12 protein-coding genes and 1 pseudogene are annotated in these 15064 nt (G+C 55.2%); 5 read left to right on the top strand and 8 right to left on the bottom strand.

Going from position 1 to position 15064, the window contains the following annotated elements; genetic code table 11:
* Positions 1-5 precede the first annotated feature (5 nt).
* Positions 6-647, bottom strand: a complete 642-nt coding sequence (locus tag MIH18_RS20925; RefSeq protein ID WP_249013396.1) for a transposase — start codon at positions 645-647, stop codon at positions 6-8.
* 177 nt (positions 648-824) lie between these two features.
* Here MIH18_RS20925 and MIH18_RS20930 point away from each other — a divergent pair, with 177 nt between their 5' ends.
* Entirely contained in the window at positions 825-1214 is a 390-nt protein-coding gene (locus tag MIH18_RS20930; protein ID WP_249014657.1) for a helix-turn-helix transcriptional regulator, read from the top strand.
* 68 nt (positions 1215-1282) lie between these two features.
* Here the strand turns inward: MIH18_RS20930 and MIH18_RS20935 are convergent, their stop codons facing one another.
* From MIH18_RS20935 to MIH18_RS20965, 7 genes and pseudogenes are all read right to left on the bottom strand, one after another.
* Positions 1283-2578, bottom strand: coding sequence for a type II toxin-antitoxin system HipA family toxin (locus MIH18_RS20935; protein WP_249013397.1), 1296 nt, complete (start codon positions 2576-2578; stop codon positions 1283-1285).
* The gene (locus MIH18_RS20940) at positions 2575-2853 is read right to left on the bottom strand and encodes an XRE family transcriptional regulator (protein ID WP_249005370.1); all 279 of its coding nucleotides are present in this window, start codon (positions 2851-2853) and stop codon (positions 2575-2577) included. Before MIH18_RS20940 ends, MIH18_RS20935 begins: the two co-directional genes overlap by 4 nt.
* A gap of 134 nt (positions 2854-2987) precedes the next feature.
* Positions 2988-4760 (bottom strand): SLC13 family permease, encoded by a 1773-nt coding sequence (locus MIH18_RS20945; protein ID WP_249013398.1) that lies wholly within the window; start codon positions 4758-4760, stop codon positions 2988-2990.
* Between the two features lie 4 nt (positions 4761-4764).
* A complete protein-coding gene (gene cysC, locus MIH18_RS20950; protein WP_249013399.1) occupies positions 4765-5370 on the bottom strand; it encodes an adenylyl-sulfate kinase in 606 nt (201 codons plus the stop codon).
* 14 nt (positions 5371-5384) lie between these two features.
* Positions 5385-6797: a sulfate adenylyltransferase subunit CysN gene (cysN, locus tag MIH18_RS20955; RefSeq protein ID WP_249013400.1), complete on the bottom strand. Its 1413-nt coding sequence runs from the start codon at positions 6795-6797 to the stop codon at positions 5385-5387.
* A complete protein-coding gene (gene cysD, locus MIH18_RS20960; protein WP_249013401.1) occupies positions 6797-7711 on the bottom strand; it encodes a sulfate adenylyltransferase subunit CysD in 915 nt (304 codons plus the stop codon). Before cysD ends, cysN begins: the two co-directional genes overlap by 1 nt.
* A 108-nt stretch (positions 7712-7819) precedes the next feature.
* Positions 7820-8116: pseudogene (locus MIH18_RS20965) on the bottom strand (IS4 family transposase); the annotation flags it as partial.
* Between the two features lie 200 nt (positions 8117-8316).
* On the opposite strand from MIH18_RS20965, the gene MIH18_RS20970 reads away from it, so the two are divergent.
* The 4 genes from MIH18_RS20970 to MIH18_RS20985 all read left to right on the top strand — a co-directional run bounded on the left by MIH18_RS20970 (position 8317) and on the right by MIH18_RS20985 (position 14981).
* Complete coding sequence (locus MIH18_RS20970) at positions 8317-10311, top strand: nucleoside-diphosphate sugar epimerase/dehydratase (RefSeq protein WP_249005364.1); 1995 nt, start codon at positions 8317-8319, stop codon at positions 10309-10311.
* Positions 10312-10511: 200 nt separating this feature from the next.
* The gene (locus MIH18_RS20975; protein ID WP_249005363.1) at positions 10512-12254 is read left to right on the top strand and encodes a type I secretion system permease/ATPase; all 1743 of its coding nucleotides are present in this window, start codon (positions 10512-10514) and stop codon (positions 12252-12254) included.
* Positions 12254-13663 carry an HlyD family type I secretion periplasmic adaptor subunit gene (locus tag MIH18_RS20980; protein WP_249013402.1) on the top strand — a complete coding sequence of 470 codons (1410 nt, stop codon included), beginning with the start codon at positions 12254-12256 and terminating at the stop codon, positions 13661-13663. The genes MIH18_RS20975 and MIH18_RS20980 overlap by 1 nt, the downstream gene beginning before the upstream one ends.
* A gap of 10 nt (positions 13664-13673) precedes the next feature.
* Entirely contained in the window at positions 13674-14981 is a 1308-nt protein-coding gene (locus MIH18_RS20985; RefSeq protein WP_249013403.1) for a TolC family protein, read from the top strand.
* The last annotated feature ends 83 nt before the right edge of the window (positions 14982-15064 follow it).

Below are 15064 nucleotides of genomic sequence, written 5' to 3' on the forward strand. Positions count from 1 at the left end.
CCAACTCAGCGAAACCGGGCCATACGCTCCTGAAACTCCTCCGACCCCAGCGCCTTCCCGGAAATCGCCGCATGGTGAATCTGATCGGCCATGCCCTCCGGCGCGGGGCTGGCGACAAACGACCGGTAACTCACGAAGCGCTTGTCGGGATCCGGCTGAAAATTCAGGTAACACTCGTGCGGTGTGTGCAGTTTGGAGCGCATGCCATAAGCGTGGCAGTTGTAACTGGACCATTGATAGTCGCCGGCATAAGCCACCAGCCCTGCCTTCACCGGATTCAGCTCGATATAGCGCTGGCACTGCAGAAAATACTGCTCGGTATCCACCAGGCAAGATTTGAATCGACCGTCCCACAGAGTCCCAGAGCGACCATGTTTGTGATTGTAATACTGGGCATAGTTCTGGCCCACGGCCTTCATGAGGTCAGAGAGTGCGGTGTCCGTGTTCGGCGTAACCAGCAGGTGCGTGTGATTGGTCATCAGCACCCAGGCGTGAACATCTACCTCGAACTTGTGCTGGTAGCGCGAAAGATACATGGCGTAAGTGGCGCGATCGGCCAAATCCTGAAAAAAAATCTGCCGGTTATTGCCCCGCTGAATCACATGCTGGGGCATCCCGGTCGGACAAATCCGTAGTCGGCGGGGCATTTCACATTCCTTGTGAAGTTATTTTTAGTTCTGGTAATCTGCCTGAGCTGACCAAAAAATTCAAGTTGGGGTCAGACCCTTTGTAGTCGTCGAGTTCTAATTGGGGTCAGACCCCAAGACATAATTGGGGTCAGACCCCAAGACATTAAGCTGTCGTACTCGGCCAACAATTTGAAAGTGGGTTATAAGGCAGCCATAATAGCTTTAAATGGTTTATTAGTGACTCAAATGGCAAAAACCTCTGCTCGTACACATTCCCGGTACAATCGTGCGGCCTTGCAGCTTTTGGCGGGTATGATTCGTTCAGAGCGGCTGAAGCAAAGGCTCACCACGCAGGAAGTGGCCGACCGAGCCGGAATTTCTCGCAGTATGCTGCAACGGGTAGAGAAGGCAGATCCCGCCTGTGCGATTGGTTCAGTGTTCGAAGTTGCTACGGTTCTTTCAGTCCCCCTGTTTGAACAAGACGTTCAAGCGCTCGACAAAGCCTTGGTAGCCACACAACAAACTCTGGCATTGCTGCCAAAATCGGCTCATAAACCACGGAAGGAAGTAGACGATGATTTCTGAGGGAGGTCGGGAAGCGTTCGTTTGGGTCTGGCTTCCGGGGCTGCCCCGTGGGATCTAACTTATACAACTCAAGCACCCAGAATCCCACTGTTCTGCTGATACGTTTGATCGAGCTGCTGCTGTATTAACCGGGTGGTCTCGGCGCCCACCCCAAGCGCTGTTGCCACCGCTGAAAACCCGGCCAGTGCATCCACCACGTGCTGTATTTCCTGGCGAGCCTGCCGCCAATTGGCATAACCCGCTTCAGCGGCCAGTTTCTGCAGCGCCTTCAACGGCGGTTTTTTACCAAAACCTCCATAAGCCGTACTGTGCTCACCAAAACGGCCGGGGCTGAAGGTTACATCGTAAAATGGCGCGGGCTGCCAGTCGCCATCATCACTTTGCAGAAAAGCCCAGTTTTTGCTGTGATCATCCTGATTCAAGGCAAACAGATTAAACACCGCCCGCAAGAACTGTAACTGTGCAGCCTTAGCGCCACGACACAACTGGCCGCTGGCTTTGATTAAATCCTCATAATCCAGACTGGGCGCGCGGAAATCAGCATCCAGCAAGCCACAGGCGCTGTGCAAATGCACGCAGCCCGGCACATCATCGGCGCGCCATACCCGGTCAAACCGCTCAACCGTAAGCCAGGCCCTGGCACCGGATTCACCCGGGGCGGCAAGCAACTGCCAACGGGGAGGCTGCAAACCCGCTCGCTCTGCCAGCGACAAGTAAACCGCCTCACACAATCCTTCTTCGTGCCTCAGCGGCAAGTTGGCCGAGGTAAACTTCACCAGCCAGGCTTCATCGCCTGCCTTTGCGCGGGTCCGACAAACGCCATAATCTCCTGCTGAAAAATACAGCTGAGCCTTTGGCCGGGCGCCCGCCGAGCTGCCTGCCGTGACCAGATCTGCCAACACATCGGTGGTTTTCCCATCAAACACGGATTGCGCGTGGAGCCCCAACTCAGCCATGTTGACCGGCTTGTCATCTATCGCAGGCGCAAAATCCGCCACTGGCGTATAACTCAGCGCGCCACTGCCACTGGAACCCACAAACGCCAGCCGGTCCATCTGTGTTACCTGCGCCGGCAAAACGCCCTGTTGGCGAAACACCCGGTTCATGAGCAACAATCCCCAGCCATCAGGCAGGGAATCGGCAAATACCCCGGGCAAGCCACCATGGAGCTCTCGTGGTGCCCGCTGTACAGTCGCATTCCACTTCAAGGTAAAAGGCGAAAGCGGGCTGAATTGCGCCAGATAGTCCGCATCATACTGAAAAAACACACCTTGTCGGTTCTGCGCCAGCCCACCAACCCGGGCTTGCTGCCCATCACTGAACGTACGCCAGACTGTCAGCTTGCGAACAGGCGTAAAGTTCACTGGGCAAGCACCTCATCCAGGGTGCGCGGAAGCGGCTTTTGTTCAGGGCCCTGAGTCAGGCTTTGAACACGCTGAAGATCGTCTACACATTGCCACAACAACAAAAACTGCCGCAGTGAGATCTGCCCCGTGGTTTCAAATTTCTTGATCGTAGGCGCTGGCACCGTGCTGCGCTCAGCCAACGCCGCCCGCGACCACTTCAGCGCCTTCCGGCGCTGCTGCACGTAGCCCGCCAATGCGGCCTGAACATCTCGCCCTGATACAAGACTAACCATTAGACACCTCCATATCCATTACATGGACAATAATAGCAAAATAGATACAATAATATCCATAATTAGGTTCTAACAGTTTCCCTGCCCCCTCATCCTTTTCTGCGACCGTCACCTCCGCGCTTTCGTTCGAAGAACTATCCGTGGAACGACCAAACCAACGGGATTAACCCGATCGCCACAGACCCCACCAGCAAACTCAGCGGCAGACCAATACGAATATAGTCAGTAAACTTATAGCGCCCTGGACCATAGACCATCAGATTGGTCTGGTAACCAAGGGGCGTGATAAAAGACGCCGATGCCGCAAACATGACGGCTATCGCATAGGGCAGGAAATTCACCCCCAGTTGTTCTGAAAGCGCCAGGGCGATGGGAAACATCAAAACAGCAGCGGCGTTATTTGTAATTACCTCGGTGAATACCGCCGTCAGAATGTAAATCAAGGCCAAGGCAATCCAGGGCGTCAACTCGCCGAAACCCAGCAAGCCACCCGCTACCCACACAGCAGCCCCGGTTTCAGTCATGGCGTTGCCCAAGGCAAACGAAGCAGCAATCACCACCAGAACCGGCAAATCCACACTGCGCCTTGCCCTGCTCGCCGTGATGCAACCAAACATAATCATCGCCCCGGCGGCCAGGAACGCCGCTTCCATGATCTGAAGCATCCCGGTTGCGCTTACCAACACCATCGCCAGCAAAATACCCATCGCCAGCGGTGCCTTACGAAAATCCGGCGGAGTGGAGTCGTTCAGGGCGCTGACCAGCAGAAAATCCCGCCGAAAACGGTACTGCTCAACAAACTGGTGGCTGGCTTCCAGTAACAGGGTATCCCCCATTTTAAAGGTAATATCCCCCAGTTTACCGGGTACCCGCTTACCTTCACGGGATAACGAAAGGATCACGGCATTGAAACGGGTGCGGAAGCGGCTGTCTCGAACGGTTTTGCCCAGCGCGGGAAACTCCTGCCCGAGCACCACTTCCACAAGGCAACGCTGATGATTTTCCAGATCCAGTTTGTGAACACTGCCGTAAACCGGTTTGAGGCCCCGGATTCGGCGTAATTCACTGGCACATTCCGGTGCACCCACAAAATAGAGTTTGTCGCCCGATTGCAGGGTTCGGTCTGGCTCCACAGCTGTAATCAGGCGGCCGCCACGGTCAATTTCCGTAAGGTAGCCGTAGCTCAAAGCACGTAAACCCGCTTCAGCAATGGTGCGACCAATCAACGGGCCGGGGCTCATCACCTCTACTTCCACACCGTATTCACGAACCTGGTCCAGCTCTTCTTTTAAGCCCCCGCGGTCTGGTAACAGCCGGGACGCAAACAAAACCAGAAAAGCCCCGCCAATCAGCAGTATAGGAATACCAACCCAAGCCAGTTCAAACAACCCAAGGCTGATGTTCATCCGAGCCTGGAGCATGCCGTCCACCACCAGGTTAGTGCTGGTGCCAATCAGGGTGCAGGTACCACCCAGAATGGCGGCGTAACTCAAGGGCAACAACAGCTTGGAAGCGGGAATACCAAGCCGTTGAGCCCAGTCCTGAATGGCCGGTATAAACATGGCAACCACTGCGGTGTTGTTCATAAAACCGCTAAGAATGCTGGTGGGCGCAATCATTCGCAGCTGGGCACCCTTTTCAGTTTTGGGATGGCCCAACAAACGTTGCGCTATCCATTGCACGGCCCCCGTTTCCTTCAACCCGGCGGCTACTACATACAGCGTAGCAATGGTGATAACACCAGGATTACCAAAGCCTGCCAACGCATCAACAGGGCCCAGAATGCCGGTGATCAACAGGAACGCAAGCGCCGCCATTAGAACCAGATCGGCGGAAACGCGGGTAAAAGAAAGCGTTGATAACACCGAAAACAGTGTTATCAACGTCACTATGCCTTGCCACTCCATGGAATTAATCCCTACGAATAATCAGTTCCCGCTCAAGCAGGTAAGCAATGAGGGTCTCAACGCACACCTCTACCGACATGCTCGACGTGTCGAGCCGAACTTCCGGACGGGAGGGAACCTCATAGGGAGAATCGATGCCGGTGAAGCGCTTAATCTGACCAGACCGAGCCTTTTGATAAAGCCCCTTCGGGTCGCGCTCTTCACAGGTAGCCAGCGGCGTATCTATGAACACTTCAATGAACTCGCCCGCCGGAAACAACTTCCGTACCAGACGTCGGTCGCCGGTGAACGGCGAAATGAAGGCGCTCATGACCATCAAACCAGCGTCAGCAAACAGTTTGCAAACCTCGCCCACGCGGCGGATATTCTCTTCCCGGTCATCGTCCGAAAACCCCAGATCCTTACACAAACCGTGGCGAACGTTGTCGCCGTCCAGCACAAACGTGTGGTAGCCACGTTTGTGCAAGGCGACGTCCAGTGCGTTGGCAACCGTCGACTTGCCGGAACCGCTCAGGCCGGTAAACCAAAGCAGGCAGGGTTTCTGGTTTTTGTTAACAGAACGCTCAGCGCGAGTGATTTTGTGATCGTGCCAGATAATATTATCAGCCAAAATCCTTCTCCTTATTAAACTGGCTTACAGCCCCATTCCGGATAGTTTTCCCGAATAAACCGGTTCAGATTGCGCTCCGCTTTGGTGTATTCCCGCTCGGACACCCCACCAGAGCCATCCAGCGCCCGCGCCACCATGCCGGCCGCCACCGTCACATTGGTTAACTTGTCGATCAGAATAAAACTGCCGGTACCCGGGTGGCGCTGGTAATCCTCAACAACCACCGGCTCGGAAAGCTCCACATCGCATAGGCCAATGGCATTCAGGCCAAGGCCGCCCTGTGCGTCTGGATTGCGCGCCAGCGTATTCACATCAATCTCTTCAAGAACCTCGTTGACGTAACAGTTCGTCATCCGGGTTCCAATCTTGATGCCGTACTCACGGCCAGGCATAAGGGCTTGCTCACTCATCCACACCAGATGGGCCGCAAAGCGATGACCCATCGTCGGCTGGTTGTTGGCATGCACCAGAAGATCGCCACGGGACACATCCACTTCGTCTTCCAGGGTCAGCGTAACCGCATCTCCTGGCCAGGCTCGCTCCATTTCGCCTTCGTAACTGTGAATACCCTTTACCCGAGTGATTTTACCCGAAGGCAGCACTGCCACTTCATCGCCCTTGTGTACGACACCGCTGGCGAGAGTGCCGCAATAGCCGCGGAAGTCGGGGTTCGGGCGGTTCACAAACTGCACCGGGAAGCGCAAATCGGTGACGTTCTGGTCGTCCCGCAGTTCCACCTGCTCCAGAATGCTCATCAAGGTTTCGCCGTGGTACCAAGGCGTGCTTTCGCTGCGGTTGACCACGTTATCGCCGTTCAGGGCAGAGATGGGCACGTAATACAGGTCTTCCAGCCCGAGCTGCGCTGCCAGCTGCTGGTATTGCTCACGGATATTGTTGAATATCTCTTCAGAGAAATCCACCAGATCCATCTTGTTAATGGCCACCACAATGTGCTTCAGGCCCAGCAGGCTGACAATAAAGCTGTGCCGGCGGGATTGCGTGAGCACCCCTTTGCGGGCATCAATCATCATTACGGCCAGATCACAGGTCGAAGCACCCGTGGCCATATTGCGAGTGTACTGCTCGTGGCCCGGGCAGTCAGCGATGATAAACTTGCGCTTGTCGGTGGAGAAATATCGATAAGCCACATCAATGGTAATGCCTTGCTCTCGCTCAGACGCCAGGCCGTCCACCAACAACGCCAGATCCAACGATTCACCGGCGTTGCCCTGGCGCTCGTTGTCTTTGTGCAAAGACACCAGGTGATCTTCAAAAATCAGCTTGGAGTCGAACAGTAAGCGGCCAATCAATGTAGATTTGCCATCATCAACACTGCCGCAGGTCAAAAACCGCAGCAGGTCTTTGTTTTCGTGCTGGTCCAGGTACGCGAGGATGTCTTTTTCAATCAAAACCGTTGCGTGTGACATTAGAAATACCCCTCACGTTTTTTCTGTTCCATCGAGGCCGCGCCGTCGTGGTCAATCACTCGGCCCTGGCGCTCGGAAGTCTTGGTGAGCAGCATTTCCTGAATAATCTCCGGCAGCGTGGTCGCGGTTGATTCCACCGCGCCGGTCAGCGGGTAGCAACCCAGCGTGCGGAACCGCACCATTTTCATTTCTGGCGTCTCGCCTGGCGCCAATGGCATGCGGTCGTCGTCAACCATAATCAGAGTGCCGTCGCGCTCCACCACCGGGCGTTTCGCGGCGTAATACAGCGGCACAATGTCGATGTTTTCCAGATAGATGTATTGCCAGATATCCAACTCCGTCCAGTTAGACAACGGAAACACCCGAATATTCTCCCCCTTGTTCACCTTGCCGTTGTACAGATTCCACAACTCCGGGCGCTGGTTTTTCGGGTCCCAGCGGTGGAATTTGTCGCGGAAGGAATACACCCGCTCCTTGGCGCGGGACTTCTCTTCATCCCGGCGGGCACCGCCAAACGCGGCATCAAAGCCGTACTGGTTCAGTGCCTGCTTCAGAGCCTGGGTTTTCATCACATCGGTGTGCTTGGTACTGCCGTGAGTGAACGGGCCAATGCCCTGCGCCACGCCTTCCTGATTGGTGTGCACCAGCAACTTCATGCCCACTTTTTCCACCATCGTGTCCCGAAAGGTAATCATCTCCCGAAACTTCCAGGTGGTGTCCACATGCATCAGCGGAAACGGCGGCTTGCCGGGCGCAAAGGCTTTCAGGGCCAAATGCAACATCACCGCAGAATCCTTGCCGACGGAATAGAGCATCACCGGGTTATCAAACTCAGCCGCCACCTCGCGGATGATGTAAATCGATTCCGCCTCAAGCTGTCTAAGGTGGGTTTTCTTAGGGGGAGTTAGCGTCATGTCAGCATCCGTAAAGTGAATCAAATTCTAAAAGGCTACAGGAACAGCTTTTCCAGGGGCAGACTTTGATGCCTGCCGAGGGTTCAAGAGTGTCGTCACCAGCAACTTGCCATCCACATCGCGCCGCTGTAGTTCGCAGAGCAAAAAATAGGTGGGGTAAAAGGCGTCACCGAGCAAGATATCGTCTGCGTTCAGGTTGTCCAGCAAGTTTCTTGGCAAGGTTTTTTCATCGGTTCCCTTGCCCTGGAAACGTGCGAAAGCCGCATCTAAAATAGCACCACTGGCGAGGCAAGTTAAGCCGACCAGCCGGCGCAGCGGGTGGTCCAAGCCAAGTTTTTGACGGCGTGACTGTGGGTGTTTTCCCTGATTTGCGGGTGTGTGCGGCATGGCGATCGCGAGGCCATTAAATGACCACTCACTTGGGGTAACCCGGTAAATGGTTGTAGAATTAGAGGAAGTGCTAATAGAATTAAATAGGCCGCTACGCTATTATAACGCCTCATTTCTGTTGCCTTAACCATCAGTAACTTGCCCGTTGCTCTGTGTTTTTATATACATTGTGATTACGGTTGCCGGTAAGGGGCCGGCACTAGGGTAAAAAGCGAATGAAATCTGTGGCTGCGCGGCTTATAAACTGGCTTTTTGAATTACCCAGGCCACACAAGCGCCTGGTGTCCGTTGCGGCAGATGTCTGTTTTATTATTTTGGCACTCTGGGGCTCCTTTGCCCTGCGCCTTGAAAATTGGTTTTGGGTTCCTTCAACAACCGCCATTCTCGTTTTTTCCCTGACCGCAATCATCACCATTATCATCTTTATCCGCTTGGGCTTATACCGGGCCGTCATCCGCTATATCAGTGAAAAAGCCCTGATGGTTATCATGATAGGTGTGGTGTGCTCATCGGTTGCGCTGGTTCTATCCGGCTTCATGTTACAGGCAGGCATACCGCGCTCGGTGCCTGTTATTTACTGCGCCCTGCTGTTTTTACTGGTGGCCGGTACCCGTTTCCTGTTTCGCTCAATTATTAATCGCCCACGTGAAAAGCTCAAAGGCCGTGTGCTTATTGTGGGTATAGGGCGCCGGGCTTTACAGCTGCATTACGCGTTAATGCAAGGTACCGAATACCGCCCCATGGGTTTTGTAGCGCTGGATTGCGGCCGCCACACCTCCTTTATAGCGGGCTTTCAGGTGTATTCCGTAGCCCAAGTTGGAAAAGTCGTAAAAGAGCAGGGCGTACAACGGGTATTTCTGGCCCTGGAAGACGGCGGCAAAATTTCCCGTAAACAGCTGATGATGGTGCTGGAAGAACTGCGTGTGCCGGTGCAAACAGTGCCCTCTATGTCGGCACTGTTAGCCAAGCAAGCGCGTATCAACGAAGTTCGGGATTTAGACATTGAAGACCTTCTGGGCCGCGATCCGGTTCTGCACGACCCCGCCTTAACCGCCACCAGTATCACCGGAAAGGTCATCATGGTAACCGGTGCCGGCGGTTCTATCGGCTCCGAACTGTGCCGCCAAATTATCCGCAACCGGCCAGCCTGCGTGGTACTGATGGAACAGTCTGAATACGCGCTCTATTCAATCGAGCGAGAACTGCTGGCCATTAACGAATCCCAATCCACCAACGTAGCCGTGCACGCCTTGTTGGGCAGCGTAATACACCGCCGCCGTTGTGAAAATATCATGCGCAGTTTTGGCGTTCAGGTGGTTTACCACGCTGCCGCCTATAAACACGTGCCGCTGGTAGAACACAACACCATTGAAGGCGTTCAAAACAATGTAATGGGTACCTGGCACTGCGCTGAAGCGGCCATATCTGCCGGTGTAGAGCAGTTCGTGCTAATTTCCACAGACAAAGCCGTGCGCCCAACCAACGTGATGGGCGCCAGCAAGCGCATGGCTGAACTGGTTTTGCAGGCCCTGGCTGAACGCCAGCAGAACACCATGTTTTCAATGGTGCGTTTTGGCAACGTGCTCGGCTCCTCAGGCTCTGTTGTGCCATTATTTCGCGAGCAAATTCGTGCGGGCGGCCCGGTTACCGTTACCCACCCGGACATTACCCGTTATTTCATGACGATTCCTGAAGCCAGCCAACTGGTCCTGCAAGCCGCAGCGATGAGCAACGGTGGTGAAGTGTTTGTACTGAACATGGGCGAGCCGGTTAAAATTGCCGACCTGGCGAGAAAAATGATTCACCTGATGGGGCTTAGTCAGAAAACCGCCGAAAACCCGGTGGGCGACGTGCCCGTTGTTTACGTCGGACTGCGCCCTGGCGAAAAACTGTACGAAGAGTTGCTGATTGGTAACAGCCCGCAGCCCACGCTGCACCCGCGCATACTCATGGCGCGGGAAGAATCGCTTAGCTGGCCCCGGCTAGAAGTGTTGCTGAACGCCCTGGCCAGCGCCAGTCAGAGTTTTGATTGCCAGAAAGTGGTCGATATTCTTGGTAAGGCGCCAACCGGATACAGCCCCGACGGGCCAGTTAAAGATGCGCTCTGGAGCCGTATTTCCGATAACGTCGGTCAGCGCGGCCCTGGCTTGGCGGTTTCCCGAAACAGCAAGCGTACTCCGTCCCCAAACGTCTATAAATTTCCAGTCTGAATGCAGGTCTTGCACCGTAGAGCACCATTGGCGCATAGCCTGCGGGGTAGACTCACGTGCGCCAATAACCGATAATGCGCCGCCGTGGCGGGCATCAAACCGTTTTTTTAAGGAAGCACAGTGTGCGGCTCCATTCCTGAAAATCTTTAACATCCTGACTAGCGTCATCTTTCTTTCCAGCTTCTGGAGTTTCTTTCCGAATGTTCAAAGCGAAAACCAATCAGCCAAAGCAGCCAACTCCCCTCCAGGAAGCGCTGAAACAATGTAAAGGCGGCTTTTACTCAGCGGGTTTTCTCAGCTTTTTCATTAACCTTTTGATGCTGGTGCCCGCTCTTTACATGCTGCAGATATACGACCGCGCCTTGGGCAGTCGTAGTATGGATACCCTGTGGATGCTGACCTTAATTGTGGTCTTTCTGTTTATTGCATTGGCGCTGATGCAGGTGGCACGCTCGGCCATACTGGTGCGGCTGGGTAACGGGTTAGACATGGCTATGAACACCAAGCTGTTTGGCTCTATGTTCAAACAGTCGGTCAGCCAGCCGGGCAAACAAAGTTCACAGCCTATTCAGGACATGACCGCGCTACGGCAGTTCCTCACCGGCCAGGGCCTGTTCGCCTTTTTCGACGGCCCCTGGTTGCCCATCTTCATTGCGGTGCTGTTTGGCTTCCACCTCTGGTTTGGTATTTTTGCCATTATTGCCGCGGTTATTCTGGTGGCCCTGGCTTGGCTGAACGAAAAACTCACAAAAGCACCACTGAGCTCCGCCAGCAGCAAAAGCATTCAGTCAACGCGGTATGCAGACTCGTGCCTGCGTAACGCCGAAGTGGTTGAAGCCATGGGCATGGAAGGCAGCTTGCGGCAGAAATGGCTTGAACGCCATTTAGGGTTCCTGAAAGACCAGTCAGACGCCAGCGACCGCAACGCCGTACTCAGCAACGTGTCAAAAACCCTCAGAATGCTGTTTCAGTCGCTCATATTGGGGTTAGGTGGATACCTGGCCATCAAACAGGAAATTACCCCCGGTATGCTGATTGCCGGTTCCATTCTGCTGGGCCGTGCTCTGGCGCCGTTGGACTTGATGATTGGTTCCTGGAAAGGTTTCGCATCGGCGCGCCAGGCCTACCAGCGTTTGAACCAGTTGTTCGAACAATACCCCACCGGCGAACCCGGCATGCCATTGCCGGCCCCGGAAGGCCACCTGAGCGTAGAAGCACTGGTGGTAGTGCCGCCAGGTGCCAACGTACCCGCTTTGCGTGGCGTCGGTTTTGCGTTAGACGCCGGAGATATGTTGGCGATTGTGGGCCCAAGCGCTGCTGGCAAGTCCACGCTGGCACGGGCTGTTCTGGGTGTTTGGCCACTGAACAACGGCACCGCGCGCCTGGATGGCGCCGACATTCATCAATGGGACAAAGCCCAGTTGGGGCCGCACATTGGCTACCTGCCGCAAGACATCGAATTGTTTGAAGGCACTATTAGCGAAAATATTTGTCGTTTTGGCCCGGTGAATCCGCAGGCCGTGGTAGACGCCGCAAAAATGGCCGGCGTGCATGAATTGATACTGCGCTTGCCCAATGGTTACGACACCCACATCGCGTCAAACGGTGGTGCCCTTTCTGGCGGCCAGCGCCAGCGTGTCGGGTTGGCCCGCGCCGTATACGGCGACCCGCGCCTGGTGGTGTTAGACGAGCCCAACTCCAATCTGGATGACCAGGGCGAGCAAGCTTTGGTCGCGGCGCTAGAGTCACTGCGTGAAAAGAAAGCCACCGTCATTCTTATTTCCCACCGCAAGCCCATTCTGCGCCTGGTGAACAAAATGCTGGTTCTGTCTGACGGGCAAGCGATTGGTTTCGGTGCTCGTGACGACGTAATGCGCGCCCTGCAAGACGGCACTCTTAACGTTGGTAAAAACAAACAGCAAGCATTGAGAGGCGTAAAGTAATGAGCGAACAGCAAGATGTCGGAAAAGACGGCGCCGCAAAGAAAACAGCGCAAGAAGCCGAATGGCTGGAAGCAGAATACGAAAAGGACGTGCCGGAAGCACAGTCCAAGCCTCAGGTTGAAACCAGTCACAGCCGGCGTTCGCGCTTCGGAGTCGTGGTTGTACTGCTGACCTTTGTCGGCTTTGGCGGTTGGGCCACCTTTGCCCACGTAGACGGCGCTGCCGTGGCCCTTGGCGAGGTGATTGTAAGTACCCAGAATCGCAACATACAGCACCTGGAAGGCGGCGTTGTCGACACCATCTTTGTAGACGACGGCGATCAGGTAGAGCAGGGCGACACGCTGATCACACTGTCAGATATTCGAGCGGTTGCCGAACTGGACATTATTCAATCGCAGCTGGATGAAATTCTTGGCGAAGAAGCCCGCTTGCTGGCCGAAAGAGCACAGAAAAATGTGGTCGAATTTTCTGCTGCTCTGCGGTCAAGAAAAGACCAGCCCGGCGTTGCGGCGATTATTGATGGTCAAACGTCGCTGTTCAACTCCCGCGTAGAAAGCGTTCGCGGCCGCGAGCAGATTCTAGAGCAAAAAGCCGCCTCTTTGGCCCAGCAGGTTAAAGGGCAGAAAGCGATGGGTGAATCTTTGGCGGGTCGCGCTTCGTCTTACCAGGAAGAAGTGAAACAGTGGCAGGAACTCTACGACAGGCAGCTGGCTGACCGCTTGCGCATCAACGAAATGACCCGCGAATTGCTGCGCCTGCAAGGTGAGCGCGACGCCACAGAAACCGAAGTTGGCCGTCTGCGCGCAGAAATCGCCAATACCCGCTCAGAGCTCTTGATTACCCGCGAAGAGTTCATGGAAAAGGTCAGCACCCGCCTGCGCGAAGTACAGCAGAAACGCGCTGACTTACAGGCCCGTAAAACCAGCCTTGAAGACACCCTGCGCCGGTTGGTGATCAGCAGCCCGGTGAGCGGCACCGTGGTGGGCACCGAAGTGCATACCGAGGGCGGCGTTATTCGCCCCGGCGACACCCTGATGCAAATTGTGCCCAGCAATCAGAAGCTGGCGATCGTGGCAAAAGTGCAGCCCACAGAAATTGACCGTATTAGGCCGGGCCAGCTGTCCAGCATTCGGCTTTCCGCGTTCAACTTCCAGGCCGCCCACGTGATAGAAGCGGAGGTGATTAACGTATCGGCAGACACCTACGAAAATGAGCAAACCCGCGAAAGCTATTACGAAGTGCGGTTGAACATTACCGAAAAAGGCATAGCCACTATGGCCAAACAGGACATGTTCCTGCTGCCCGGTATGCCCGCTGAAGTACTGATCAGTACCGGTAACCGCACCGTACTGGAATACTTGCTGGACCCATTCATTCGGATGTCTGAACGCGCATTCCGCGAAAGCTGAGGAAGCCAAAATGCCAACCCACACACTCGGCGCCAGCTTGGTTGCTGTGCTTCTGTCCATGGTTGCCGCGCCGCTTATGGCCGCGCCGCCCCTGACGATTCAGCAGGCATGGGAAAGCACCCTTGAAAACAACCTGCGTTTGCGTGGCGAAGCCAGCTACGTCAGCGGTGAAGACGCACGGGTAGACGAAGCCTGGGCCGCTGTAAAACCGCAAGTAGACTTTACCGCCGGCTACGGCCGCACTTGGTACAATCGCGACCTTGGCCGGGGAAATCTGGAAGAAGGTCAAGACAGCCCCAGCCGCTTGGATGTCGGCGTTAGCCAGGTTCTATATTCCCGTCGTGCCTTTAAAGGCATAGACGAAGCCGAGCGCTCGGTGGACAAAGAGCAGGCACGGCTTGACGCCACCCGCGCGCAGGTTGGCGTGGAAAGCTTGCTAAGCTACCTCGAAGTCAACCGTTTGCAAAAGCTGGTGGCGGTGTTAGACAACGAACTGGCAAGCCACCAACAGCAGGCAAACCAGGTTGAACAGAAGCTGGAACGCGGTTTTGCAACCAAAGCCGAAGCACTGGAGGCTGTGTCCCGGGTAGACGAAGTTCGCGCCCAGCTTGTTAAGCTTAAAAGCCGGCATTGGGCTGCGCTGCAAAAGTTGCAGCAACTGGTGGGCAAACCGGTAACCGAGGTGGTAAACGTAAAAGAATCGCTGTGGCGCAAAACGCCGGAGTTTTTGGCTACCAACTGGCAGGCCATCGTGCTGGCCAATGCGCCCAGCGTAAAAATAGCCGAGGCAGAAAGCCGCCTTGCCAGCGCCAGCTATGAAGTGGCAACGTCAGGGCATTACCCTGAGTTGTCCCTGAATGCCCGTTATACCGACAACGACAGCTTTGCCACCTCAGTACTGGAAGAGCGCAAAGTAGAGCTTCGCCTATCCATACCCATATACAAGGGTGGCAGCACCAGCGCCCGATCACGCGCGGCCCGCTACCGGGAAGAAGGCGCAGAGTGGCTGTTGGCCAGCGAGCGAGAACAGGTTGCGGTCGAAGTTCAGCGGCTAACCGCCGAGCTGGGCGGCGGCTATAACAACATTCGTGCGCTAGAGCAGGCACTGGAATCGGCCAGTGCTTCTGAAGAAGCCGCCAACGAAGGCTTTCTGGCCGGCGTACGCAACCTGGTCGGTCTGCTTGACGTACGCAAGCGCCGCTCCGCCATTGAACAAGAGTTAATTAACGCCATATACGACAACCTCAGTAACCGCTTGCAGCTGCTTTCACTGGCCGACGAGCTGAATCCGCAACGCTTGCAGCCCTGGGCGCGTTAAGCGGGCCCACGACGAACCAAAAAGGCCCTATGCTGTGGCACACTCCACGGCGTTTAGCTATCTGGTCATTAATGCTGTGTGCA

The organism is Marinobacter sp. M3C (assembly GCF_023311895.1).
In the GTDB taxonomy this organism is placed as follows: domain Bacteria; phylum Pseudomonadota; class Gammaproteobacteria; order Pseudomonadales; family Oleiphilaceae; genus Marinobacter.